Origin of the sequence: uncultured Microbacterium sp., assembly GCF_947488465.1 — a bacterium.
Taxonomy (GTDB): Bacteria; Actinomycetota; Actinomycetes; order Actinomycetales; family Microbacteriaceae; genus Microbacterium.
Genome location: NZ_CANKZA010000001.1, coordinates 171246 through 193959, shown reverse-complemented (window position 1 = coordinate 193959; position 22714 = coordinate 171246). Strand labels below are relative to the sequence as shown.

Here is a 22714-nt window from a genome sequence, read left to right as displayed (position 1 = left end):
GCTGTTGCCGGGGCGTTTGGCTTATCAGTCCGCCTTCCCTCGATCAAAGGAGACGACGTGTCCAGCGACAGCGCCGAGACCTTCCTCACCCAGGACGCCTATGACCGCCTGGCCGCCGAGTACGAGCACCTCTCGACGACGGGCCGCGAAGAGATCGCCAAGCGCATCGAGATCGCTCGCGAGGAGGGCGACCTGAAGGAGAACGGCGGGTACCACGCCGCGAAGGACGAGCAGGGCAAGCAGGAAGCGCGCATTCGCACGCTCGCGCAACTCCTCAAGGATGCGGTCGTGGGGGAAGCGCCCGAAGCCGACGGTGTCGTGCGTTCGGGAACGGTCGTCACCGCGGTCGTCGCCGGCGGCGAAGAGGTCTTCCTCCTGGGCAGCCGCGAGATCGCCGCAGGGTCGGAGCTCGACGTCTACAGCGAAGCATCTCCCCTGGGCGCGGCCATCCTCGGTCTTGCCGAGGGCGCCAGGGCGACGTACACGGCGCCGAACGGCCGAGATATCTCGGTCGAGATCGTCTCGGTCGCCACCTACACGGGCCAGTAACCGCTCAGTCCAGGGCGATGCGGGGCGAGAACCCGGCATCCTCCAGCACCGAGATGACGTGCGCACGGTGCTCTGAGCCACGCGTTTCGACGCTCAGCTGCAGGATCACTTCGCTGATCTGCAGTCCCTGGCCGTGCCGCGTATGGAGCACCTCGATCACGTTCGCGCCCGCGATCGACAGCAGCTCCGACACGCGTGCGAGCTGTCCGGGACGGTCCGGCAGAGGAATCTGCAGGGTCATGTAGCGACCGGATGCCGCCAACCCGTGCGAGACGACCCGCTGCAGCAGGAGCGGATCGATGTTGCCTCCGGAGAGGATCACTGCCGTCGGCCCCGTGGCGGTGACCTTGCCGGCAAGGATCGCGGCCACCCCGACGGCGCCCGCCGGTTCGACAACCTGCTTGGCCCGCTCGAGAAGCACGAGCAGTGCCCGGGCGATGTCGTCGTCGGTGACGGTGACGACCTCGTCGACGAGCTCGCGGATGACGGCGAACGGGACGTCACCGGGGCGAGCAACGGCGATGCCGTCGGCGATCGTCGGTGTGGTCGCCACCTCGAGCGGCTCCCCGGCCGCCAGAGACGACGGGTAGGCGGCGGAGTTCTCGGCTTGCACCCCGATGATCCGGACCGTCCGGCCGTCGAGCGCGGCGCGGGCGCGCACCGCCGCCGCGACACCGGCGATCAGGCCGCCTCCGCCGATTCCGACGATCACGGTGTCCACCTCGGGAAGTCCGTCGTAGACCTCGAGGCCCAGCGTGCCCTGCCCGACGATCACGTCACGGTGATCGAACGGGTGGATGAGGACGGCACCGGTGCGCTCGGCGAACTCCGCGGCCAGCCGCAGCGGTGTCTCCACCGTCGCGCCCTCGAGGACGACCTCGGCGCCGTAGCCCCGCGTCGCGAGCAGCTTCGGCACGGGCACTCCGAGCGGCATGAAGATCGTCGCGGCAATGCCGAGCTTCTGCGCGGCGAGGGCCACGCCCTGCGCGTGGTTGCCGGCGGATGCCGCCACCACCCCACGCACGCGTTCTTCCGCCGTCAGCCGCGAGAGACGGTAGGTCGCCCCGCGGATCTTGAACGAGCCCGTGCGCTGGAGGTTCTCGAGCTTGAGGTAGACCGGCTGGCCGAGCAGGTCGGACAAATGCTCGGATACGTCGAACGGGGTGCGGGTGATGACGCCGTCCAGAACCGCGGCGGCGTCCTCGAACTCCGCCAAAGTGGGGATGGTCACGCGGGGTTCCTCCTCGAGCGCGGAACAGTGCTCCAGATGAGATTGTCGGGATCGAATCTGCCCTCACCGCCGCCATGGCGACCGGACAGGTAGACGGCGACGACGTTGACGAAAGCGGCGAGGGGCACGGCGAAGAGAGCGCCCGGGATGCCGGCGATCATCGCGCCTCCGGCGACGACCAGGACCACCGCGAGCGGGTGGACTTTCACGGCCGATCCCATCAGCAACGGCTGCAGAATGTGCCCCTCGATCTGCTGTACCGCCAGGACGACGACCAGCATCCACAGCGCGATCCACGGCCCGTTGTAGACCAGCGCGAGGAAGACCGCGAGAGCACCCGTGACGACGGCACCGACGAACGGGACGAACGCGCCGAGGAAGACCAGCACGCCGATCGGAATCGCGAGCGGCACGCCGAGGAGGAAGGCCCCGAGCGCGATGCCGGTCGCATCGATCGTGGCGACGAGAAGCTGGGTCCGCGCATAGGTGACAACCGTCTTCCAGCCGGCGTTTCCGGCGCCGTCGACGTCGTCGCGTGCCGCCCGAGGAAAGAGTCGGACGATCCAACGCCAGATGCCGGCGCCGTCGGCGAGGATGCACAGCAAGATGAAGACCGTCAGGAGCAGCCCGGTCAGCACGTGGCCGACCGTGGAGCCGACCACCAGGGCGCCCGACCAGAGCAGGCTGGCCTGCTGCTGCGCGAAGTCCCAGATCTGCGTGAGGATGTCGTCGATCTGCGTCGCGGTGAGGTGGAGCGGACCGTCGATGAGGTACTGGCGGAACTGCTCGATCGCTTCGCCGGTGCGGGCCTGGACGCTGCCCCACTGCCGTGTGATCTGCCAGATCGCCAGCCAGAGGAGACCCCCGATGACGCCGACGGCGCCCAACACGGCAATCACGATCGCCAGCCATTTCGGCACGCGATGCGCCAGCATCCACGTGAACGCAGGCCAGAGAAGGGCCGTGACGAGAATCGCGATGAGCAGCGGGATGACGAGGAGTTTGAGCTGGATGACCAGCCACACCATGATCCCGATGGCCACGGCGATCACCACGAAGCGCCAGGCGTACGCGGTGGTCACTCGTAGCCCACGCGGCAGCGAAGAGCCGATCTCGGTCGATACCGACTTGTTGCGGATCGCGTCGAGCAGGGAGCCTCGGGGCTTGTCGTCGGAGCCGCTCATCCCCCGAGTCTAGGCGCGGTGAGTGGGTGCGAACGCCGCGACTCTAGAACTGGATGCGGGGCGGCTCGGCGATCGCGGCGCCGTCCGTGGCCTCGAAGAACTCGCGCTCGTCGAACCCCAGGTTGCGGGCGAACATGTTGTTCGGAAACACCTTCACCTTGGTGTTGAGCTCGCGTACTCCCCCGTTGTAGAACCGGCGGGATGCCTGGATCTTGTCTTCGGTGTCGACGACGGACTGCTGGAGCTGAAGGAAGTTCTGACTCGCCTGCAACTGCGGATACGCCTCAGCGACGGCGAAAAGCGATTTCAGCGCGTGTTGCATGTGCCCTTCTGCCACGCCCGCTTCCGCCGGCGACGACACCGAGAGCGTCTCGGCACGAGCCCGGGTCACATTCTCGAACACGGCCTTCTCGTGTGCGGCATACCCCTTGACCGCCTCGATGAGGTTCGGCAGGAGATCGGCTCGACGTTTGAGCTGCACGGTGATGTCACTCCACGCTTCGTCGACGCGGACGTTCAACCCGACGAGCGAGTTGTAGGTGGCCCAGAGGTAGATGCCGACGATGACGACCAGTGCGACGACGATCAGGACCGGAATCAGCCATTCCATAGCGCTCCCATCGATTGTGTGCTCATCCTATCCGCGCCGTCCCTCGCGGATCGTGCCCGTGGGAGCACTCCCAGGCCTTACTCATTCACCCAGCACGCGGTCGAGGTAAGGATTGCGGAAGACTCGGTTCGGATCGAGCCGGTGGCGCAGAGCCAGAAAGTCATCGAAGCGGGGATAGCGGGGCCGGAGGGCCGCAGCATCCAGGGTGTGGATCTTGCCCCAATGCGGGCGACCGTCGTGGGCCAGCATGATCTCTTCGATCGCGCCGAAATACTCGGTGGGATCGACCCGCCAGTAGCGGTGGACGGCAATGTACCCGCTGGGCCGGCCGTGCGCGGTCGAGAGCCACAGGTCGTCGCCCGCCGCGAGCCGCACCTCGATCGGAAACTCCACCCGCCATCCACGCTCGTCGATGAGCGCCTGCACCGCGCGGAAAGCGCCCGGGAGCCGCTCGGCGGGCACAGAATATTCCATTTCGCGAAAGCGCACGCCACGCGCCGTGGCGAAGACCCGGTGCGAGGCATCCGAGAACGTGCGGTCGCCCCAGACCTTGGCGGACAGCCGGTTGATCGCCGGCACGAGCGCCGGTACTACGCGACCGGTCGAGCACGCGGCCTGGTGCACCCCGTTGCCCACGAGGATGTCGTCGACCCACTTGCCGACCGGCGGAAGCGGCGTGACGGCGGCGTCCGCCGCGCCGCGTGTGTTGGTCTTGGTGAGGGCGATGTCGGTGTGCGGAAACCAGTAGAACTCGAAGTGATCGCTCGCCGCTGCGCGCGCAGGGAGATCCTCGAGCACCGTGTCGAGCGGTTCGGGGCGCTCGACGGCGTGGAGCGTGAACGCGGGCACGCACTGGAGAGTGACGTCCACGAGGATGCCGAGGGCACCGAGACCGAGAGCGACCCCCGGGAGCAGATCCGGCTCGTGCTCCTCGTCAACCGTGAGAAGTTCGCCGTCGGCGGTCACCAGAGTGGCCCCCACCACCTGCGTGGCGATTCCTCCGTACCGGGTTCCCGTGCCGTGCGTGCCGGTGGAGATCGCGCCCGCGATCGACTGGCGATCGATGTCACCGAGATTGGTCATCGCGAGGCCGTAGGGCGCCAGCAGAGCGGGAATCCGATGCAACCGTGTCCCCGCCAGCATCCGCACCCGCGATCGCTCACGGTCGACCGTCACGATGCCTTGCAGCTCGGTGAGTTCGAGCAGGGTGCCTGGCGCGACCGCGATCCCCGTGAAGCTGTGCCCCGCACCGACGGCTTTGATCTGGCGACCGCGCGCAGCCGCCGCGCGCACCGAGCGGCGGACAGCCTCGACGGTCGAGGGGTACTCGACCGTGTGCGGCCGGACCTTCTCGGTGCGGGCCCAGTTCTGCCATGTTCCGCCGGGCCGGGTCACAGGAAGCTCTTCCCGGCGCCGCGATACGTCAGCGCTTCTCCCACGACGCTCGCGCCGGAGGTGAGGTGGTACCGATCCACGCGTTCGGCGAGCTCGCCGCTCTTGGCGTGGCGGAACCAGACGCGGTCCCCCACCTTCAGCCGGCGTGCGGCGGCGCCCTGCAGCGGGGTCTGGACTTCGCCGGCACCTTCGCGGCCGAGGGTCTTCAACCCGGGAGGCCAGACCGGGAGCGGTTGGCGTGAGGCGACGGCTGGGCCGGAGGCGATCCATCCTCCACCGAGGACCGTGACGATATCCGGCGTGGGCGTGCGGACGACCTCGAGCGAGAAGGCGGCCGCCGGCGCCGGCGAGAACGCACGGTACCCGTCGAAGAGGTGCCCCGCGAGCAGACCCGAACCGGCCGTCGTCTCGGTGACGGCCAGGTCGGATGCCGTCGTCTCGAGCGAGCCGGTGCCGCCGCCGTTGACGAACTCGAGCGTGGCGATCTCGCGGAGCGCAGCGACGATCGCCCCGCGGCGATCGGTGAGCTCCTGGACGGAGCGGCGCTGCATCCAGCGGATCAGAGCGTCACCGGAGCCGGTGTCGTCGGGCTGGCCCGCGACCTGCGCTTCGTACATCATGAGTCCGACGAGGCGGAATCCGGGGCGGGCCATGATGGCTCGCGCGAGTCGAGCGACCTCGGCCGCCTCATGCACCGGTGATCGCCGTACGCCGATGTGACCGAGGACGGGTGCGCGCCACGAGGCATCGGCGTCGATCGCGAGCCGGATCACGGGACGCGCGGTGGGTGGGACGACGGCGTCGACGACATCGAGTTGCGCCACGTCATCGACCATCAGGGTGATGCGCGCTGCCGCTTGCTCATCGGCGGCGAGCGCCGCGATGGCCGCACGGTCGACGCTCGGGTAACCGAGGACGACGTCGTCGCGGGTCTCGGCGAGCCACAACGCTTCGGGCAGGGTGAAGGCGAGGATGCCCTGATATCCCGCGAGTGCGAGGGTCGCATCCAGCACGTCCGGTACGCGGATGGATTTGCTCGCGACCCGGATCGGCACGCCGGAAGACCGGACCACAAGATCGAGCGCGTTGAAGCGGAGGGCGTCGACGTCGATCGTCGCGACCGGCCCGGAGAGGCCGGCGATCGCCTCCGTGCGGGCGCGCCAGTAGTCGGAGGCGTGCGCCCACGGTTCCGCCGGGCCGATCGCGGGCGTGGCAAGCAAATCGAGGGACATCCGTGGGCTCCTTCGGACGGGATGGCACCAGCCTAGAGCGAGACGCGATCTCGCCTACGGTGAGACTCGGGTTCCACCCGCGGGCATGCGCGGAGATTCCCTCTGGTCAGATTCTGCGCGACCGGTTACGGCAACGTCGTGCCGGTCGCGGCGCCCGTGCAGAGCATCGCCATACGGGAAGCACTCACGGGCCAGCTCTTTTTAGTGCTGCGGGTCGCCCGCATCGCCCCAACGTCGTGGTTCTGTTCTTGGGCTGGTCCGTCATCGAAGCCCTCGGCGCGGTGCTCGTGATTCCGGCGATCCCCGCGCAGGTCCCACCGCGGGGTCGGACGGACAGAGCCCCGGGCGGCGCGACGAAACGCGGGACGAGGTGACGAGCAGACGACCTCACCGAGCCGGCCGCCTCGTCAGTGCGCCAGAACACCGAAAGTCAGGGCACAGGAGGCTCGTCCCGACCTGTGCCGACGCGTCCGCCACCGTTTCCGCTGTTCTTTCCCGGACCGTTGCCGTTGGTGCTGTTCGGGCGGGCGCCGCTGCCCGTGCCTGACCCGGAGTTCTCGACCGCTGTCCCGTCGATGGTCGAATCCGCGCCTTTCTCTGTCGCCGGCACCGTCGTGTGCGGTACGAGGTCCTGAGCTGGCGACGCGGGAACGGTCGGAACGACCTGCAGATCGACGATCTCCGCGTCGACAGCCGGCTCGACCTCCGGCGAGGGCTCCTCGACCGGGGCAGTGGTCTGCACCGGCGGGACGGACGTCGGGTCGGCGGTCGGTAGCTCGATCTCACCGAGTGCGGGAAGGGCAGCCCACCCCGCAACGAGCAGCACGGTGGCCAGCACGCCGACGGCGACCGGACCCGCACGCCGACGATGCCCAGACGCCGTCCGGCCAGAAGCCCTGCGCGCGGCTCGGCGCATCTCCGCGCGCCGCGGAAACGCGAGCGTCTCACCGGCAAGATCCGGCTCCGGGGAGGCAGCCGAGGCGGGCGCTCCCGCGGCAGTGACGAGCGCGGCTTCATCGTTGCCCATCACGGGCATCGGCGCCGTCGCCTCCCGGAGGGCCGCCGCGGCCAGCGCCGCGTGCGCAGCGGTGCCGCCGACCATCTCCTGCGCGCGTCGGACGACGTCCACGTCTGACGGGCGCTCGGCCGGATCGATCGCCGTCATCGCCGTCAGGAGCGTGCGCCACCCGTATTCGAGGTCTCTCGGGATTGTCGGCGGCGTGGTGAGACGCGCGACGATCGACTCGATCGGCGCCAACCGAGCGAACGCGCGCGTTCCGGTGAGAGCCTCCAAAAGCACAAGCCCCAGCGAGTAGACATCTGATGCCGGATGCGGGTCGGCGCCGCGCGCCTGCTCCGGCGACATATACGCAGCCGTACCGACGGCGATCCCGGGCGACGTAAGCCGCGCGGCATCCTGTGCGTGGGCGATGCCGAAATCGCTCAACACGGCGCGCGCCGTCGCGGTGCCGCCCACCGCCGACCTCAGGAGGATGTTGCCCGGTGTGACGTCACGGTGCACGATGCCCGCTTCGTGCACGGCCCGCAAGGCGTCGCCGATGTCGCAGGCGAGGGCGGCCACCGCGTCCGACGGGAGCGGCCCGGCATCCATGAGGCGCCGCAACGCCCCGCCATCGACGTATTCGAGCACGAGGAAGTCGGCAGAGACCCCTGTGAAGCTCGCGTCATACAGGGCGATGAGCGAAGGATGCGTCACCGTCGCGAGCAGCCGCGCTTCCTTCTGGCGTCGCTCACGGTCGCCGAGTTCGTCGACGCGGGCGGTGAAGACCTTGATGGCGACCTCGCGCCCCAACTGCACATCGAGCCCTCGGAACACGCAGGCCATCGCGCCGGCGCCCAGGTACTCATCGAGGCGATAGCGGTGGTCCAGGACGTCGCCGACAGCGGGCATCCCCCGATCACCCCACGCGGTCATGCCTGACACCGTTCGGCCACGCCGCTTCCTCCCCTGAGACACCACCGACGATACTGACGGTCCACGGAAAGTGACGAGCCATTGACCGCCCGCGATCAGGGTGCTATGTCGAGATTTCCGTGGCACCGAGAAGTCACGCACGGGGAAGGAACGAGGGCGGGCCACCCGGATTCGGATGGCGCCCCTCGATGCCGGCGTTGTTGAAGAAGCCGTCGATGCGACCGAACGTCGACACCGTCTCATCGACGTAGCGCTGCGTGTCGTCGTCGCTGGAGACGTCGGCGACGATCGTCAGCAGTTTCGCATCCGGCGCGATCTCGCGCATGGCATCCGCGGTGGCCGCAAGGCCCTCTTCCGAGACGTCGACGAGCGAGAGAGCTGCGCCCTCCGAGGCGAGGCGGACCGCCGACGCTCGTCCGAGTCCGGATCCGGCTCCGGTGATGAGGATGGTGTGGTCGCTGAACCGTTCGGTCATGTTTCTCACCTTTCGCTGGGCGGCACCTGCTTCGTGGGTGGGTGCCGTGTGCTTCCACATGGTGCAACAAATCAGGCGACGGGGAATTCCGACCGGGGATTCGCGACGCGACGCGCCCCCCCCCGTTTCCCTCGAACGATGACTGTGGATAACCCGGACGAATGTCGGAGGTATGTTCTAGTCTTCAGGTATGGAAGAGAACCCACTCACCGGCATCGCGGAAGCGCTCGACGCGCTGACCGCGGCCGGTGGCGGGCGATCGCCGGGGGCATTGACGGCGGGTGAACTCGTCGCGGTGAACCAGGCGTTCGGGGCGCTGCGGCGGCGGGTCGAGGCCGCGTTCGCGCCCGTCGCGGCGGAGATCGCCCGGCAGTCGCGGGTCGAACTCGGCAAAGACTCCCTCGCGAAGAAACAAGGGTTCCGCTCCCCCGTCGCGTTCATCCAAGCCACCACCGGGTCCAGCGTCGGCGATGCGGTGAAGCTCGTGCAGGTCGGCGAAGCCACCGCGCCCCGCATGACGCTCACGGGTGAGGAGTTGCCGGCCAAGCACCCGCACGTCGCGGCGGGAGTGCGGGCGGGTGCGTTAAGCGTCGCGACGGCGTCGGCGATCGTGTCGATGCTCGACCGCATCACGGTGCGGGTGGATGCCGGGCGGCTCGACGCCGCGGAGCGGGAGCTCGCCCTGATGGCGCCCGGGCTGCGGGCGGACGAACTGGCCCGACTCCTTGTGCGCGCGGAAGCGACCCTCGACCCCGACGGGGTCGAGCCCCGACACGAGCAAGCCCGCGCGGAACGCGACTTCTCCATCCGCGAGCGTGACGGAAGATTCATCCTCACCGGGCAGGTCGACATCGAAACCGGTGCGCCCATCAAAGCCGCCATCGACGCCATCGTCACCGCCACGCTCCGCGCCAACCACGACGCCGACGACGCCACCCGCGACCAACGATCGATGACACAGATGCGCGCCGACGCGCTCGCCACCCTCTGCCGCCACGCGATCGGCTGCGACCAACTCCCCACCGGCCCGTCCACGACCGTGATCGTCCGGGTCACCCTCGACGAACTGCAGACCGGTGTCGGCGCCGCGACCATCGACGGGATCGACCAGCCCCTCCCCGCCAGGGCGCTTCGCCGCCTCGCCTGCGACCTGCAGGTCATCCCCTGGGTCATGGGCAGTGACAGCGAGATCCTCGACTGGGGCCGCGACAAACGCGGCTTCACCCGCGCACAAAAACTCGCCCTCGCCCTCCGCGACGGCGGCTGCGCCTGCTGCGGAGCACCCGTCGCCTGGACCGAAGTCCACCACATCACCTGGTGGAGCAAAAACGGCCCCACCGACCTGTCCAACGGCATCCTCCTCTGCACCGCCTGCCACCACCGCATCCACGACGACGGCTGGGAGATCCGCATCGACGGCACCGGCATCGACGCGAAAATCTGGTTCATCCCGCCACCCTGGATCGACCGAAGTCAAACCCCACGACCCGGCGGACGACGCCGCTACACGCTGAGCGCGTGACTCAGGCGGGCGAAACCCGTACCCCCGGTGGGACTCGAACCCACACTCGAGCGATTTTAAGTCGCCTGCCTCTGCCATTGGGCTACGGGGGCCCTCTCTCAGGGTAGTCGGGCGCACGAAGCCGACCCAAAGACGAACCCTCACCCCCGCGGGATGCGGGAATGAGGGTTCGGCGTCAGATCTGAGCGGCGTCAGCCGGCGGCAGGGGCTTTCGCCTTCGGGGCCGGCTTCTTGGCGGGAGTCTTGCCGGCCGCGGGAGACTTCTCCGTGACGGTCGCGGCCTCCACAGGCGTGGCCTCGGCCGGCTGCTCGGTGGAAGGCGTCGTGCCCGACTTCTCCGCCGCGACCGACTTCGGGTCGATTGCGGGGGCCGCCGGCTCGGCGGCGGGAGCGGCCGGACGCGGGCGTGCAGCGAACTCCTCGAAGACATAGCGCGGGTTCTGCACGGTCTGCAGCGACACGTTGTCGCGCGTGAGCCAGAAGTTGTGCCACCAGTCGCCGATCACGCGCCACTTGCGCTCCCACGACGGCATGGCCAGGCCGTGGTAGCCGCGGTGCGCGACCCAAGCGACGAAGCCCTTCAGCGCGATCTTGTTCGACTGGAAGACACCGTTGTAGAGACCCAAGCCCGCGACGGCACCCAGGTTGTGGTGGATGTACTCGCGCGGGACCTCGTCGCGGAGAACGGCGACCAGGTTCTTCGCGAGCAGCTTCGCCTGGCGCACGGCGTGCTGCGCGTTCGGAACGCAATATCCGCCGACACCCTTGCCGGTGAGGTCGGGCACGGCCGAGACGTCGCCGGCCGCCCAGGCACCCTCGACGATCTCGTCCTCGGTACCCACGCGCAGGTCGGCGCGCGTGCGGATGCGGCCACGTTCCTCGACCGGCAGGTCGCTGCCGCGCACGACGGTCGGGTTCGCCATGACACCGGCGGTCCAGATGATGAGGTCCGTGGGGATCGTCTCACCGGTAGAGAGCTCGACGTTTCCGTCGACCGCGCTCTGCAGTTGCGTGTCGAGGTGCACGTTCGCCCCACGCTGGGCGAGGCTCTTGAGCACCCACTCGCTGGTCTTCAACGACACCTCGGGCATGATGCGGCCCATGGCCTCGACGAGGTGGAAGTGGGTGTCTTCGAACCTCAGCTGCGGGTAGTCCTTCAGCAGCGACGACGCGAGGGCACGAGTTTCGGCGAACACTTCGATACCTGCAAAGCCACCACCGACGACCACGACGGTCAGGAGGCGATCACGCTCGGGACCCGCCGGAAGGTTCGCCGCCCGGTCGAAGTTCGTCAGGATGCGGTCGCGGATCGCGACAGCCTCTTCGATCGTCTTGAGGCCGATCGCGTTGTCGGCGATACCGGGAATCGGGAACGTCCGCGAGACAGCCCCGGCAGTGACGACGATCTGGTCGTACGACTCCTGCCACGGCTCGCCCTGCTCGGGGGTGATCGTTGCGGTGCGGGTTGCGTGGTCGATGCCCGTGACCTTCGCCGTGACGACCTTGGTCTTCTTCAGGTGACGGCGCAGACCCACGATGACGTGACGCGCTTCGATCTCACCGGCAGCGACCTCGGGGAGGAACGGCTGGTAGGTCATGTAGGGCAGCGGGTCGACGATCGTGACCTCCGCCTCACCCTTGCGCAGGTGCTTCTCGAGCTTCCACGCCGTGTAGAAGCCGGCGTAGCCGCCGCCCACGACGAGGATCTTGGGCACGGTGCTGGTGGCGGTGCTGTTCACAGGTGGAAGGACTCCTTGAATCAACGGCTCGGACTACGCGGAGCGCGCGCCGATCGAATGCGCCGGGCAGCAGCGGTGACGCCGAGCGCCACCAGTATAGCGGCCAGGGTACCCGCCACGAGCGGCACCGTACCGTACCGCACCGTCTCGGCGCTCGGAAGCAACGGCGTCACCCGGGTCGGTGGATCGGCTTCCGGGAGCGGCGGCACATCGACGGCGACCGCCGTTTCGTTCGGCGCGGGCGTCGCTTCCGCGCGGCGGTACAGCCGAATCCACTCGGCCAGATCGCCCATGGGGTTGACCGAAACGGACGGGAGGGATGCCGTGACCGCAGCCGCGGCATCCACCAACCCGTACCCGTACAGGGCGCGGTAGAGCGCGGTGGACAAACCTGCCCCGCCCGCCGCCGGGCGCGCTGTGCGGATGATGTGGTTGATGACGTTGGCGGCATCCATCTCGGGATGGGCTGCTCGGACGAGCGCGGCGATGCCCGCGACCAGTGGTGCCGCGCCACTCGTGCCGTTCCACTCGACGATCGTGCCGTCGGCTGAGACGCCGAGAAGCTTCTCGCTCGGTGCAGAGATCCCGATGGTGATCCCCTGCGTCGATGCTTCCTTGCTGGCGAAACCCGCTCGGTCGACACCTCCCACCGTGAGCACACCCGGGATCGTCGCGGGGGCGCCGACCTCATCCGTCCCGGTGCCTTTGTTGCCCGCCGCCACCACGACGACGACATCGTTTTGGAACGCGTACAGGAAGGCGTCGTCCCAGGCGCGATCCCACGTGAGGGTGTTGGTCGTGAAGGAGAGATTGATGACATTGGCACCGTTGTCGACCGCCCATCGCATGGCGCTCGCGACCTGTTCGACGAACGGGACCGATGAAGCCGATCCGAACCCGACCGAGATGGCGAGCAACTCCGCTTCCGGAGCGACGCCGACCATCCCCGTTTCGGGCCCGATTCCGCGGGCGGCGGCGAGGGAGGCGACCCAACTGCCGTGGCTGGCATCGACCGCACCGACGGGCGTGCGCCCGTCACTCGCACCGACGCCGGAGAAGTCCGCACCACCGGCGACCGCGCCGGCGAACTCCACCGGGCCTCGGCCGATGCCCGTGTCGATGATCGCGATCGTCGCGCCCTTGCCTTTCGTGGTCTTCCACGCGTCACGGACGCCGTACTCATCGAGCCAGTACTGGGCGCTGCGCACGGGATCGACGGCCATCGTCGGCACCACCTGCTCGGGGAGCAACTCCCCCGGATCGACCTGCGCGGGGACCGCTGCCGCTCCGGTCGCACCGGCCACCGCCAGAACGAACGCACCCCACGCCCGGGCGATCCGGCCGATCATGCGGCTCCGGGGCTGAGACACGTGCATCGCGTCGGAGACCAGTCGCCGCGCGCGAGCGCGAGGTCGCCGATCGGGTTGACACCGGGGCCGGCCGCCAGAGCATGCCCGGCGAGGGCGTGCAGGCACTTGACCCGGGTCGGCATGCCGCCGGCGGAGATCCCCTCGATCTCGGTGACCTCGCCGTAGACCGTCCGATCGCTGAGATATGCCGCGTGTGCCGCGGCGTAGGCCGCGGCGATCTCCTCGTCCTCGACGAGGAGATCCGAGAACTCTCTCATCACCTGATCGGCTTCGAGCGCCGACATCGCCGCCGTCGCGCCCGGGTGCGTCAGGTAGTAGAAGGTCGGAAACGGGGTGCCGTCCGGGAGCCGGGGTTCGGTGGCAACGACGGTCGGATTACCGCAGACGCACCGTGCGGCGATGCCCACGACACCCCGCATGGGGCGGCCGAGCTGTTCGCGCATGACCTCGAGGTCGGCGTCGGTGGCAGGGCTGAGCGTCGGATGGGGCACACACTCAGGGTACCGGGACCTGCTGAAGAGGTGCGGGGACGAGCCGTCAGCCGGTGGGTCCGGTCACCGTCTCGGCGAGACCGGCGCCGGTGACGGAGCGGACGAGCTGGGCCATCCAGTCATTTTTCGTCTCGACGACATCGTCGCTGACCGACGCCTGCTCCTGCGGGATCGCCGTGTCCGGAAGGTCATTGTCGACGAGATACACCACCTCGCCCGGCTTCTTGTAGTACAAGCGGGAGCGTGCCTGCGAGGTCACATAGGCCTCGTCCGCCCAACGTTCGCTTTCGGCCTGGAGTGCGGCGACCTCCTCGGTGCTCACCTGTACCGAGCGCTCGAGCGCCGCGATCTGCTGGCGCTGATCGATGTAGGTCCCCACGGTCGGCACGAGCGTGAACACGGCGAGGACGACGAGCCCCAGCATGATCCCGGTGAAGGCGGAGAACCGGACGCCGCCGATCCAATCGCGCACGTCGACAGGCGCGCGTCCGTCCCCGGAGGAACGAGAAGGGGGAGCCGTCGTTTTCGCCACGGCTCCCCCTCTCGTCATGTCTCAGTCGTGCATCAGCCCTTGTAGCGGGGGAACGCGCGACGGCCGATGAATTCGGCGGCGTCACCCAGTTCCTCTTCGATGCGCAGAAGCTGATTGTACTTCGCGACACGCTCGCTACGAGCGGGCGCGCCGCTCTTGATCTGACCCGAGTTGACCGCGACGACGAGGTCGGCGATCGTGGTGTCCTCGGTCTCACCGGAGCGGTGCGAGAACATTGTCGTGTAGCCCGAGCGGTGCGCAAGGTCGACGGCATCCAACGTCTCGGAGAGCGTGCCGATCTGGTTGACCTTCACCAGGAGCGAGTTCGCGACACCGAGCTCGATGCCCTTGGCGAGACGCTCCGGGTTCGTGACGAACAGGTCATCGCCGACGAGCTGGATCTTCTTTCCCAGCTTTTCGGTGAGAGCACCCCACGCATCCCAGGAGTCCTCGTCGAGGGCGTCCTCGATCGTGACGATCGGGTAGGCCTCGGCGAGCTCGACGTAGTAGTCGGTGAGCTGCTCGGCCGACCAGTCCTTGCCCTCGAAGCGGTAGACACCGTCGTTGTAGAACTCGGTCGCCGCCACGTCCATGCCGAGCGCGATGTCGGTGCCGACCGTGAAGCCGGCCTTCTCGATCGCCTTGACGAGGAAGTCGAGACCCTCGCGGTTGCTCTTCAGGTCGGGGGCGAAACCACCCTCGTCGCCGAGGCCCGTCGCGTAGCCGGCGGCCTTCAGCTCGGAGTGCAGCACATGGTACGTCTGGGCGCCCCACTGCAGCGCCTCAGCGAAGCTCGACGCGCCGATCGGCGCGAGGAAGAACTCCTGGCAGTCGATGCCGTTGTCGGCGTGCGATCCGCCGTTGATGACGTTGAAGAGCGGCACGGGCAGCACGTGCGCGTTCGGGCCACCGAGGTAGCGGAACAGCGGCAAGTCCGCGCTGTCCGCGGCGGCCTTCGCGACCGCGAGCGAGACGCCGAGGATCGCGTTGGCGCCCGAGCGCGACTTGTTCTCGGTGCCGTCGGTGGAGATGAGGATCTCGTCGATGATGCGCTGCTCACTGGCATCCACACCCTCGATGGCGGGGCCGAGCTCGTCGATGACGGCGGCGACGGCCTTCAGGACGCCCTTACCGCCGTAGCGGCTCTTGTCGCCGTCGCGCAGCTCGTACGCTTCGAACGCGCCGGTAGATGCGCCGGAAGGGACGGCAGCCCGCTGGACGATTCCGTCGTCGAGGAGCACCTCCACTTCGACGGTCGGGTTGCCACGCGAATCCAAAATCTCGCGTGCGCCTACAGCCTCGATCAGTGCCACAGGGGACTCCTTGCTTGTGGAGGATGAATCTCGGAGCGTCGTCGGTCCACTTGTGAGTCTAGTGAGGTGGATGCCGTCGACGCAGGCACCAGACCGGATCAAACCGGTGCGTCTTCACCCGAGCTCGGCGGTGGACTCCCGCACGACGAGTGTCGGGGTCGCGACCTCGTGCCGGGCAGGGTGTCCGGCGAGCATGTCGGTCAGCTGCTTGAGCGCGAGGGCCCCCATGTCCCGACGCGGTTGGTCGACGCTTGTGAGCGTCGGACGCAATGTGGACGCGAGGTCGATGTCGTCGTACCCCGCCACGCTGAGCGAGCGTGGTACCGGGACGCCGGCGTCGAATGCGCGCCCGATGAGATCAACCGCCAGGCGATCGTTTGCGCAGCACACGGCCGTCGGCGCTCCCGCCGCACCGTCCGCAACACGGGCGATGAGCGAAACGGCGTCGGATTCGACGACCGCATGCGACTCGAGCCCGAGCTCGTGCATCGCGGTGCGATACGAGTCGCGCCGGGCGACCGCCGCAGGGCGCGCAGACCCCGACAGATGCGCGATCCGGCGGTGCCCCAGTGCGACGAGGTGATGCACTGCCAGACGCATTCCGGTGCGGTCGTCGTTGGAGACCTGCCCGACCCCGGGAGGCAGACCGACGGGGCGACCCACGACCACAAGCGGAACACGCCGCGCAAAATCGCCGATGGCATCAGCATCGGCTTGCCCCGAAACGATGACGACACCATCGAGCCCCAGAGCAAGCATGCGTTCGAGCCGCGTCCGCAGCACATCGCGGTCGCGTCGACCGTCAGCGATGACGACCGACATACCGTTCGCTTCGGCGGCATCCTCCACACCGTGCACGACGTCGGTGTGATAACCGCTGCGCAGATCGTCCAGCAGCACGCCCACGGTCTGGCTTCGTCCGCGCGCAAGCGAGCGCGCCCAGGGGTTGGAGCGATAGCCGAGCCGATCGGCGGCATCGAGAATGCGCGCGCGCGTCTCGGCCCGCACGCCCGCGTCACCGCGCACGGCGAGCGACACGAGTGACTTCGAAACGCCAGCCTCGGCGGCGACATCGTGGATGGTCGGCGGACGATCACGCGGTGCTCTCACGGTGCTGTCTTACCAGCGCCTGGAGCGTTCCAGAACATTCCAGCTGGAGCGTTCCACGAGCGTTCACGCGACGGTGTCCGGGCGTATAGGCCCGCTTCGTAGGTTCTTCCTCGAACCCGCACGAATGAGAAGAGCCTCTGTGTCCGATCCCCTCGCTTCCCCGCACGCCGCTGCGCTGCACCGCGCGCCGAGAGCCCTCCTGCTCGACTTCGGCGGCGTCGTCTTCCAGACCGCGAAACGTCCGACGGGACGCGATGAGCTCGCGGCAGCACTCGTGGAGCGCGTCGCACGGGCCGGACACCACATCGATCAGGCGACCGTTCGGGCGTCGTTGGATGCCGGAATCACCGCCCTCGGACACTGGAAGCACGCCTCGAGCCGGCGCCTCGAGCCGCGCGAGATGACCCACCGTGAAGTCGTCGGGGACTTCCTCGTCGCCGACCTCCCCTCCCCGATTCGCGCGCTACTGGTCGCCGAGGCGAGCGAGGTGCTCGAAGAACTGAACACGACCCTGTCCGACCACGAGGTACGTCCCGGCATCCGGGATCTCATCGCCGAAGCGCAGCGCCGCGACATTCCCCTCGGCATCGTCAGCAACGCCCACTCCGGACGTAGTCACCGGCGCTTGCTCGCGGCGCACGGGCTCGCTTCCGCGTTTGCCGTGCAGGTGTACAGCGACGAAGTCGGCATGCGCAAGCCTCATCCGGGCATGATCGAACTCGCCGCCGCGGCGCTCGGTGTCTCTCCCGCCACCGCCTGGTACGTCGGCGACACCCAAGATCGCGATGTCGTCGCCGGCCGTCGCGCGGGTGTGGGTGCCGTCATCCTCACCGCGAGCAAGCACACCGATAACCCGCCCTTCGGGATCGCCGATGACGCGGACGCCGTCTTCGCCACTCCCGAGGGCCTGTTCGCGGCGCTACGCGACGCCGCAGCCCCACATCCGGCGACTGCGCAGATCCCCGCGCCGACTCACGGCGCTGCGCTCCTGATCGACCACGGTGGTGTTATTTCGACGTCGACCCCCGACGACGACCTGCTCGACGCGTTCTGCGAGCGCCTCGCCGCCTTGCTTGACGCTCCGGAAGAGCGCATCACCCCGGCCTCCGCCCGCGCGCTCATTGCCGCCGGCCGCGCACAGCACCATGCGTACAAGCTCGACCAGCGCGCCTCGATCGACGGCATCCGCGAGCTCGACGCGACGACCTTCTGGCGCGACATGGTCGGCCGAGACCTCTCGGTACGCGCCCGCGCTCTCCTCGAGGCCGAAGCGCACGACCTGATGTTCCAGTACGGGCGCGCCAAAAGCAGACGGACGGTGCGCAGCGGCATCCGAGATCTCCTCGAGCAGACACGCGCCGATGGCGTTCCCGTCGTCGTCGTGTCGAACACGATCAGCGGACGCGCCGTGCGCGCCGAGTGCGCCGCGCACGGCATCGACCACTTGATTGCCGCGTATGTGTGCTCCGATGAGAACGGATTCCGCAAGCCCGATCCGCGCATCGTCGCGGAAGCGCTGGCGATCGCAGACGCCGACCCCGCACGCACGTGGTTCGTCGGCGACAAGCCGCAGAATGACGCCGCCGTCGCCCTCGAGGCCGGCATCGCTCACCGCGTGCTCGTGCGCGGCGGCGCGACAAGTGATGCGCAGATCGACGCCGCGCTGGCATCTGGACTCGCCACCGATGCCGTCGCATCGGCGAGCGAGCTGGCTGCACTCATGGCGTCGTCGCCCGTGATCTCTCCCCGCGCCGCAATCCGCGTCGCGACTCCGTGAACCGCAATCGCGTAACCCGCTCATCTGAAGGAGAACGACTGTGACCGACACCGACCTCACCTACCAGCGCGAAGGTGCCCTTCGTGGTATCGGCGCGCCCGGCGGCGACCTCACCACCCCGCAGAAACTCATGATCTTCGTGTTGTCGATGGCCCTCTTCGGGCTGTCGAACATCATCCTCGAAGTCATCCCGGACGTCTCGATCGGCCCGATCGACGTGTCGGTCAGCTACTTCGTCTTCGTCCCGCTGACGATGGTCGCCCTCTTCAGCCCGTTCTGGGCAGCGCTGGGCGCCCCGCTCGGCGAGATCATCTTCACCGACCTCCTGATGGGCGACTTCTCGGGACTGGCCGAAGTCGAGGGCTTCATCCAGATGTTCCTCGCGCTGTACATCGCAGGGACCATGATCCGCAATCCGCGCTCGCGCACCCAGATCTGGATCGCAGCGATCACCGTAGTCGTCATCGACAAGGCACTGTCGGCCATCGTTGACCTCTCGAAGGTATGGATCGGCCTCGAAGACCCGGAGTTCATCGAGGGGCTGCCCGAGTCGATTCTCGCGATCGAGGGCATCGGCTTCGGCGTCGATATCCTCATCAGCGGCATCCTGTTCGGCGCGATCCCGGCGATGTGGCTGATCCCCGCGCTGCACGGCAAGATCGAGCCGCTGCTGGGTGTGCGTCCGCGCGTACCCGGGGAGCCGATCCCCGGCGCCGCACCCAAGGCCGGCTGGTTCGTCGCCGTGGCCGTGCTGCTGTCGATCGCGTCGTTTTTCTTCGCTTTCCTCGAGGCGTGGGACATCTCGGTCGGCGTGGTGGAAACCGAGTTGCTCGACCAGTACGGCCCGGGCTTCTTGTGGGTCAGCGTCGGCGCAATCGTCGTCACACTCGGGATCGCCCTCGTGCTCTTCCGCCTGTACCGCAAGAAGCAGGAGCACTGACCGTGAGCGACCCCGTCGTCGTCATCGAGAACCTATCTTTCCGATACCCCGGAGCGGATGCCGATGTGCTCCGCAACGTGAATCTCACGATCGAGCGCGGCGACTTCGTCGCGGTCGTCGGTGGGAACGGGGCGGCTAAGACCACGTTGTGCAAGACGATCAACGGTCTGATTCCGCACTACTGGGCCGGGGAGTTCGCGGGTTCCGTGACGGTCGACGGGGTCGACACGTACACCTCCAGCGTCGCCGATCTGTCGAAGAAAGTCGGCTACGTCTATCAAGACTTCCAGAACCAGCTCGTCCGCCCCACCGTGCGTGACGACGTCGCATTCGGGCCGATCAACTTCGGACGCGCCTCGCATGCGAGCGACACGGATGCGGCCCTCGAAGCTCTCGGCATAGCGGGGCTTGCGAACCGCTACATCTGGCAGCTCTCCGGCGGCCAGGCACACCTCACGGCGCTCGCGGGCGCCCTCGCGCTGAGGCCGGACGTGATCATCGTGGATGAGCCGGTCGCGGAGCTTGACCCCGCGCGCGCGGAGGAGATCTACGAGCGCCTCGCCGAGCTCAACCGCGCGCATGGCGTGACCGTCATCACGATCGAACATCACGCCGAATTCGTCGCCCGGTACGCCCGTTCGGTCGTGCTGATGGCCGAGGGCTCGCCCGTGTGGCATCTGCCGATCGAAGAAGCGCTTGCCCGCACCGACGAACTCGAGCAACACGGCATCCCGGCGCCGCAGGCAGTGCAGGCCGTGCGGGCACTGGGCGTGGACGCCGCACCGCGCACGCCTGCCGCAGCGGCGGCGCTGCTGCGTGACCGGGTGAGCTTCGATCGCCGCGACCGGGCGCACGCGGCATCCGAACCCGCACCCGAGCCTGGGCGCGTCGTCGCAGAAGTTTCGCGGGTGACGCACGGATACAAGTCGGTCGGCGGTGGGATCACGCGCGTGCTCGACACGCTCGACACGACGCTCCGCAGCGGCGAGCGCATCGCCCTCGTCGGCGGCAACGGAGCCGGTAAGTCGACGTTGCTGAAGCTCCTCGCCGGAATCATCGTCGCGCGAGAGGGCGATGTGACGATCGACGGCCGCAGCACCCGGTCGGTTTCCGCGCGGGAGATGGCAACCACGGCCGCCTACCTCGCCCAGCATCCGCAACTGATGTTCCTGAAAGGAACAGTCCGCGACGACGTGGCACTGTTTCCGCGGTCCCGTCGACAGCCGGACGCCGAAGCGATCATCGAGCGAGTGCTCGAGCGCGTCGGGCTGGTCTCGCTCGCCCAGCGCGATGGGCGCACGCTGTCGGGAGGTCAGCAGCGCCGGGCGACGCTCGCGATCGGACTGGCGATGCGGCCGAAACTGCTCTTGCTGGATGAACCGACCTCGAGCCTGGATACCCGCAGCCGCGACGACGTGACCACGATGCTCGCCGACCTCGCCGATACGATCGAGTGCACCGTCGTGGCGACCCACGACATGCAGCTCGTCGCGGAATGGGCCAGCCGCGTGCTGGTGCTCGAAGACGGACGAGTCCTGGCAGATCTCCCCCCGCGCGCCTTGTTCGCCGATGCGTCGCTTCTCGCGCGCGTACGACTGCGCCCGCCGCAAATCGCGGCGCTTGGGCGTGAACTGGGGATGGATCCTGTGCCGCTCTCCGTGGCCGAGTTCGTCTCGGCCACGTCCCGTCTCGAACAGGAGGTGGCGTGATGGCCCGCGTGCATCATGACGTGCTTTCGGTGGAGTGGATCAAGCTCGAGCTCATCCGCACGGCCTATTCGACGCGCGGCGGACTCTTCGCCGCGATGGATCCGCGCGCGGTCGTCATCTGGTACATCCTGCTCGCGATCGTGCCGTGGTTCACACACAACATCACAGTCTTGGCGTGCCTGTTCGCGATCGGAACGGTTTCGATCTTTCTCGCCCGCGTCGGCCCGCTCATCCTCGGTTTGTTCGTGCTCGGCATGGGAACCGAGGTGGTCTACCTGTCGATCGCCGCGTGGCTGTTTGGCGGAAACATCGAGACGCTTATCGCGCTGGCCGCGTTGAACCTGAAGCTCGGCGTCGTGGCACTGGCGAGCATGGCCGCGTTCGTGTCGCTCGACCCCGAGAAGCTCTCCGACGCGCTGCTCGCCTTCCGCGCCCCGCAGATGCTCGCCTTCGGGGTGAGCTACGGGTATCGGATGCTGCCGATCCTCATCGAGGAGTTCAGCACGGTCTTCGAGGGATATCGACTTCGCACGGCACCACCCGCGAAGAAAGGCCTGCTGGGATGGCGGGTGGCTGCGCAGTGGGCGGTGCTGGCCGTGCTGTCGTTCTATCCGATCTTCCTCAACACCGCCGCATCTGTGCGCACGACCGTCGAGGCGCTGGAGACCCGCGGCTTCACACACGGCGCGGCGAACGCGCACGGGTGTCGAATCCGCCTCGCGAAGCTGCGAATCGGTCTGCTCGATGTCGTCGTGCTCACCGTGACGGTGCTCGCCGTCGCGGCGGCGTTCGCCGCGGGGTCCATCTGGCCGGTCTACCGGTAGTCACCGTCACGCCGTGGCGGTGGCGGGGGCCTCCGCGAACGCAGCGCGCACGGCGGGAAGCAGGGCTTCGGCGGTGCGCCGGTAGCCGAGCGCGCTCGGGTGGAAGCGGTCGAGGCTGAACATTTCGTCGGGCTGCGTCACGAAGAACGGGCCGACGGCACGGCGCAGCGACACGGCACGCGCGTTCCTGCTGGCGACGGCCTCCGCTTGCGCATCGGCCAGGTGGCGCGAAAGCCGCGCGCCCAGTGCACGCAGCGGCTGCGGGACGGGGCGGAGCGAGCCGAGGTCCGGGCAGGTGCCCACGACCACCGCGGCACCAAGATCCTGCAAGCGCCCGATCGCCTCGTCGAGATGGGCAACCGACGTCGACACCGGAACACGGTGCGTTACGTCATTGCCGCCGACGACGATCACGGCGACATCGGGGCGGTAGCCCGCCGGTAGGCCGTCGATCTGCGACCCGAGCATGGACGACTCGGCACCCACCACGGCAGCCGTGCGCAGCCGGACGGGACGCCGCTCGAGGCGCGCGAGACGTGCACCGAGGGTGTCCTTGCGGCGCTCGGCGCCGAGGCCGGCGGCGATCGAGTCGCCGAAGACGACGAGCTCGAGCGAGGGTCCGTGGAGCGTTCACCCCACACGCGGTCTGCAACCAGGGCATCGTCTTCGAAGGGTTTGCCGATGCGGCGGCGCGCCACGGCGGCTTGCCGCACGAGCATCGCTCGTCCGCCGAGGAAGAAGATTCCGGCCGCTGCGAGAGTGCCCACGGCCGCGA

20 protein-coding genes and 1 tRNA gene are annotated in these 22714 nt (G+C 68.3%); 6 read left to right on the top strand and 15 right to left on the bottom strand.

Translation table 11 applies throughout. The annotated features are described in order from the left end of the window. Nucleotides 1–57 precede the first annotated feature (57 nt). Entirely contained in the window at nt 58–549 is a 492-nt protein-coding gene (greA, locus tag Q0653_RS00895; protein WP_298941924.1) for a transcription elongation factor GreA, read from the top strand. A gap of 4 nt (nt 550–553) precedes the next feature. Here greA and ilvA read toward each other — a convergent pair whose 3' ends face one another. The 7 genes from ilvA to Q0653_RS00860 all read right to left on the bottom strand — a co-directional run bounded on the left by ilvA (nt 554) and on the right by Q0653_RS00860 (nt 8612). Next, nucleotides 554–1780, bottom strand: a complete 1227-nt coding sequence (gene ilvA / locus Q0653_RS00890) for a threonine ammonia-lyase (protein ID WP_298941921.1) — start codon at nt 1778–1780, stop codon at nt 554–556. After that, entirely contained in the window at nt 1777–2964 is a 1188-nt protein-coding gene (locus Q0653_RS00885; RefSeq protein WP_298941919.1) for an AI-2E family transporter, read from the bottom strand. The genes ilvA and Q0653_RS00885 overlap by 4 nt, the downstream gene beginning before the upstream one ends. A gap of 43 nt (nt 2965–3007) precedes the next feature. Beyond that, nucleotides 3008–3574, bottom strand: coding sequence for a LemA family protein (locus tag Q0653_RS00880; RefSeq protein ID WP_298941917.1), 567 nt, complete (start codon nt 3572–3574; stop codon nt 3008–3010). A gap of 81 nt (nt 3575–3655) precedes the next feature. Further along, nucleotides 3656–4969 (bottom strand): D-arabinono-1,4-lactone oxidase, encoded by a 1314-nt coding sequence (locus tag Q0653_RS00875; RefSeq protein ID WP_298941915.1) that lies wholly within the window; start codon nt 4967–4969, stop codon nt 3656–3658. Beyond that, entirely contained in the window at nt 4966–6201 is a 1236-nt protein-coding gene (locus Q0653_RS00870) for an alanine racemase (RefSeq protein ID WP_298941912.1), read from the bottom strand. Before Q0653_RS00870 ends, Q0653_RS00875 begins: the two co-directional genes overlap by 4 nt. Nucleotides 6202–6631: 430 nt before the next feature. Next, nucleotides 6632–8137, bottom strand: coding sequence for a serine/threonine-protein kinase (locus Q0653_RS00865; protein ID WP_298941910.1), 1506 nt, complete (start codon nt 8135–8137; stop codon nt 6632–6634). A gap of 133 nt (nt 8138–8270) precedes the next feature. Beyond that, nucleotides 8271–8612: an SDR family NAD(P)-dependent oxidoreductase gene (locus tag Q0653_RS00860; RefSeq protein WP_298941908.1), complete on the bottom strand. Its 342-nt coding sequence runs from the start codon at nt 8610–8612 to the stop codon at nt 8271–8273. A 190-nt stretch (nt 8613–8802) separates the two neighbouring features. On the opposite strand from Q0653_RS00860, the gene Q0653_RS00855 reads away from it, so the two are divergent. Next, on the top strand, nt 8803–10134 hold the full coding sequence (locus Q0653_RS00855; RefSeq protein WP_298941906.1) for an HNH endonuclease signature motif containing protein: 1332 nt from the start codon (nt 8803–8805) through the stop codon (nt 10132–10134). Nucleotides 10135–10153: 19 nt separating this feature from the next. Here Q0653_RS00855 and Q0653_RS00850 read toward each other — a convergent pair. From Q0653_RS00850 to Q0653_RS00820, 7 genes are all read right to left on the bottom strand, one after another. After that, a tRNA-Leu gene (locus Q0653_RS00850) sits at nt 10154–10226 on the bottom strand. Between the two features lie 99 nt (nt 10227–10325). Further along, entirely contained in the window at nt 10326–11849 is a 1524-nt protein-coding gene (locus Q0653_RS00845) for an FAD-dependent oxidoreductase (RefSeq protein ID WP_298943074.1), read from the bottom strand. A 44-nt stretch (nt 11850–11893) separates the two neighbouring features. Continuing rightward, nucleotides 11894–13243, bottom strand: coding sequence for a S8 family serine peptidase (locus Q0653_RS00840; protein ID WP_298941904.1), 1350 nt, complete (start codon nt 13241–13243; stop codon nt 11894–11896). Continuing rightward, complete coding sequence (locus Q0653_RS00835) at nt 13219–13686, bottom strand: DUF501 domain-containing protein (protein ID WP_298741958.1); 468 nt, start codon at nt 13684–13686, stop codon at nt 13219–13221. The genes Q0653_RS00840 and Q0653_RS00835 overlap by 25 nt, the downstream gene beginning before the upstream one ends. A 94-nt stretch (nt 13687–13780) precedes the next feature. Continuing rightward, entirely contained in the window at nt 13781–14206 is a 426-nt protein-coding gene (locus tag Q0653_RS00830; protein ID WP_298741841.1) for a septum formation initiator family protein, read from the bottom strand. Between the two features lie 92 nt (nt 14207–14298). Beyond that, a complete protein-coding gene (eno, locus tag Q0653_RS00825; RefSeq protein ID WP_298741842.1) occupies nt 14299–15579 on the bottom strand; it encodes a phosphopyruvate hydratase in 1281 nt (426 codons plus the stop codon). Between the two features lie 114 nt (nt 15580–15693). After that, nucleotides 15694–16689, bottom strand: a complete 996-nt coding sequence (locus Q0653_RS00820; RefSeq protein WP_298941901.1) for a LacI family DNA-binding transcriptional regulator — start codon at nt 16687–16689, stop codon at nt 15694–15696. 139 nt (nt 16690–16828) lie between these two features. On the opposite strand from Q0653_RS00820, the gene Q0653_RS00815 reads away from it, so the two are divergent. Genes Q0653_RS00815 through Q0653_RS00800 form a run of 4 tightly spaced genes read left to right on the top strand, consistent with a single transcriptional unit; the run spans nt 16829 to nt 21939 of the window. Beyond that, complete coding sequence (locus Q0653_RS00815) at nt 16829–18466, top strand: HAD-IA family hydrolase (protein WP_298941899.1); 1638 nt, start codon at nt 16829–16831, stop codon at nt 18464–18466. A gap of 40 nt (nt 18467–18506) precedes the next feature. After that, complete coding sequence (locus Q0653_RS00810) at nt 18507–19406, top strand: cell division protein FtsQ (RefSeq protein WP_366521945.1); 900 nt, start codon at nt 18507–18509, stop codon at nt 19404–19406. 2 nt (nt 19407–19408) lie between these two features. Continuing rightward, nucleotides 19409–21115, top strand: a complete 1707-nt coding sequence (locus Q0653_RS00805) for an ATP-binding cassette domain-containing protein (protein ID WP_298941897.1) — start codon at nt 19409–19411, stop codon at nt 21113–21115. Next, the gene (locus Q0653_RS00800) at nt 21115–21939 is read left to right on the top strand and encodes an energy-coupling factor transporter transmembrane component T (RefSeq protein ID WP_298941895.1); all 825 of its coding nucleotides are present in this window, start codon (nt 21115–21117) and stop codon (nt 21937–21939) included. Before Q0653_RS00805 ends, Q0653_RS00800 begins: the two co-directional genes overlap by 1 nt. A gap of 6 nt (nt 21940–21945) precedes the next feature. Here the strand turns inward: Q0653_RS00800 and Q0653_RS00795 are convergent, their stop codons facing one another. Continuing rightward, entirely contained in the window at nt 21946–22524 is a 579-nt protein-coding gene (locus Q0653_RS00795; protein ID WP_298943070.1) for an SGNH/GDSL hydrolase family protein, read from the bottom strand. Nucleotides 22525–22714 lie beyond the last annotated feature (190 nt).

What these genes read in the sequence shown, in the direction of transcription:
- Q0653_RS00865 (WP_298941910.1), bottom strand. Translation starts at nt 8,137, where the DNA reads ATGACCGCGTGGGGTGATCGGGGGATGCCCGCTGTCGGCGACGTCCTG.
- Q0653_RS00855 (WP_298941906.1), top strand. Translation starts at nt 8,803, where the DNA reads ATGGAAGAGAACCCACTCACCGGCATCGCGGAAGCGCTCGACGCGCTG.
- Q0653_RS00870 (WP_298941912.1), bottom strand. Translation starts at nt 6,201, where the DNA reads ATGTCCCTCGATTTGCTTGCCACGCCCGCGATCGGCCCGGCGGAACCG.
- Q0653_RS00800 (WP_298941895.1), top strand. Translation starts at nt 21,115, where the DNA reads ATGGCCCGCGTGCATCATGACGTGCTTTCGGTGGAGTGGATCAAGCTC.
- Q0653_RS00885 (WP_298941919.1), bottom strand. Translation starts at nt 2,964, where the DNA reads ATGAGCGGCTCCGACGACAAGCCCCGAGGCTCCCTGCTCGACGCGATC.
- Q0653_RS00860 (WP_298941908.1), bottom strand. Translation starts at nt 8,612, where the DNA reads ATGACCGAACGGTTCAGCGACCACACCATCCTCATCACCGGAGCCGGA.
- Q0653_RS00835 (WP_298741958.1), bottom strand. Translation starts at nt 13,686, where the DNA reads ATGCGCGAACAGCTCGGCCGCCCCATGCGGGGTGTCGTGGGCATCGCC.
- Q0653_RS00880 (WP_298941917.1), bottom strand. Translation starts at nt 3,574, where the DNA reads ATGGAATGGCTGATTCCGGTCCTGATCGTCGTCGCACTGGTCGTCATC.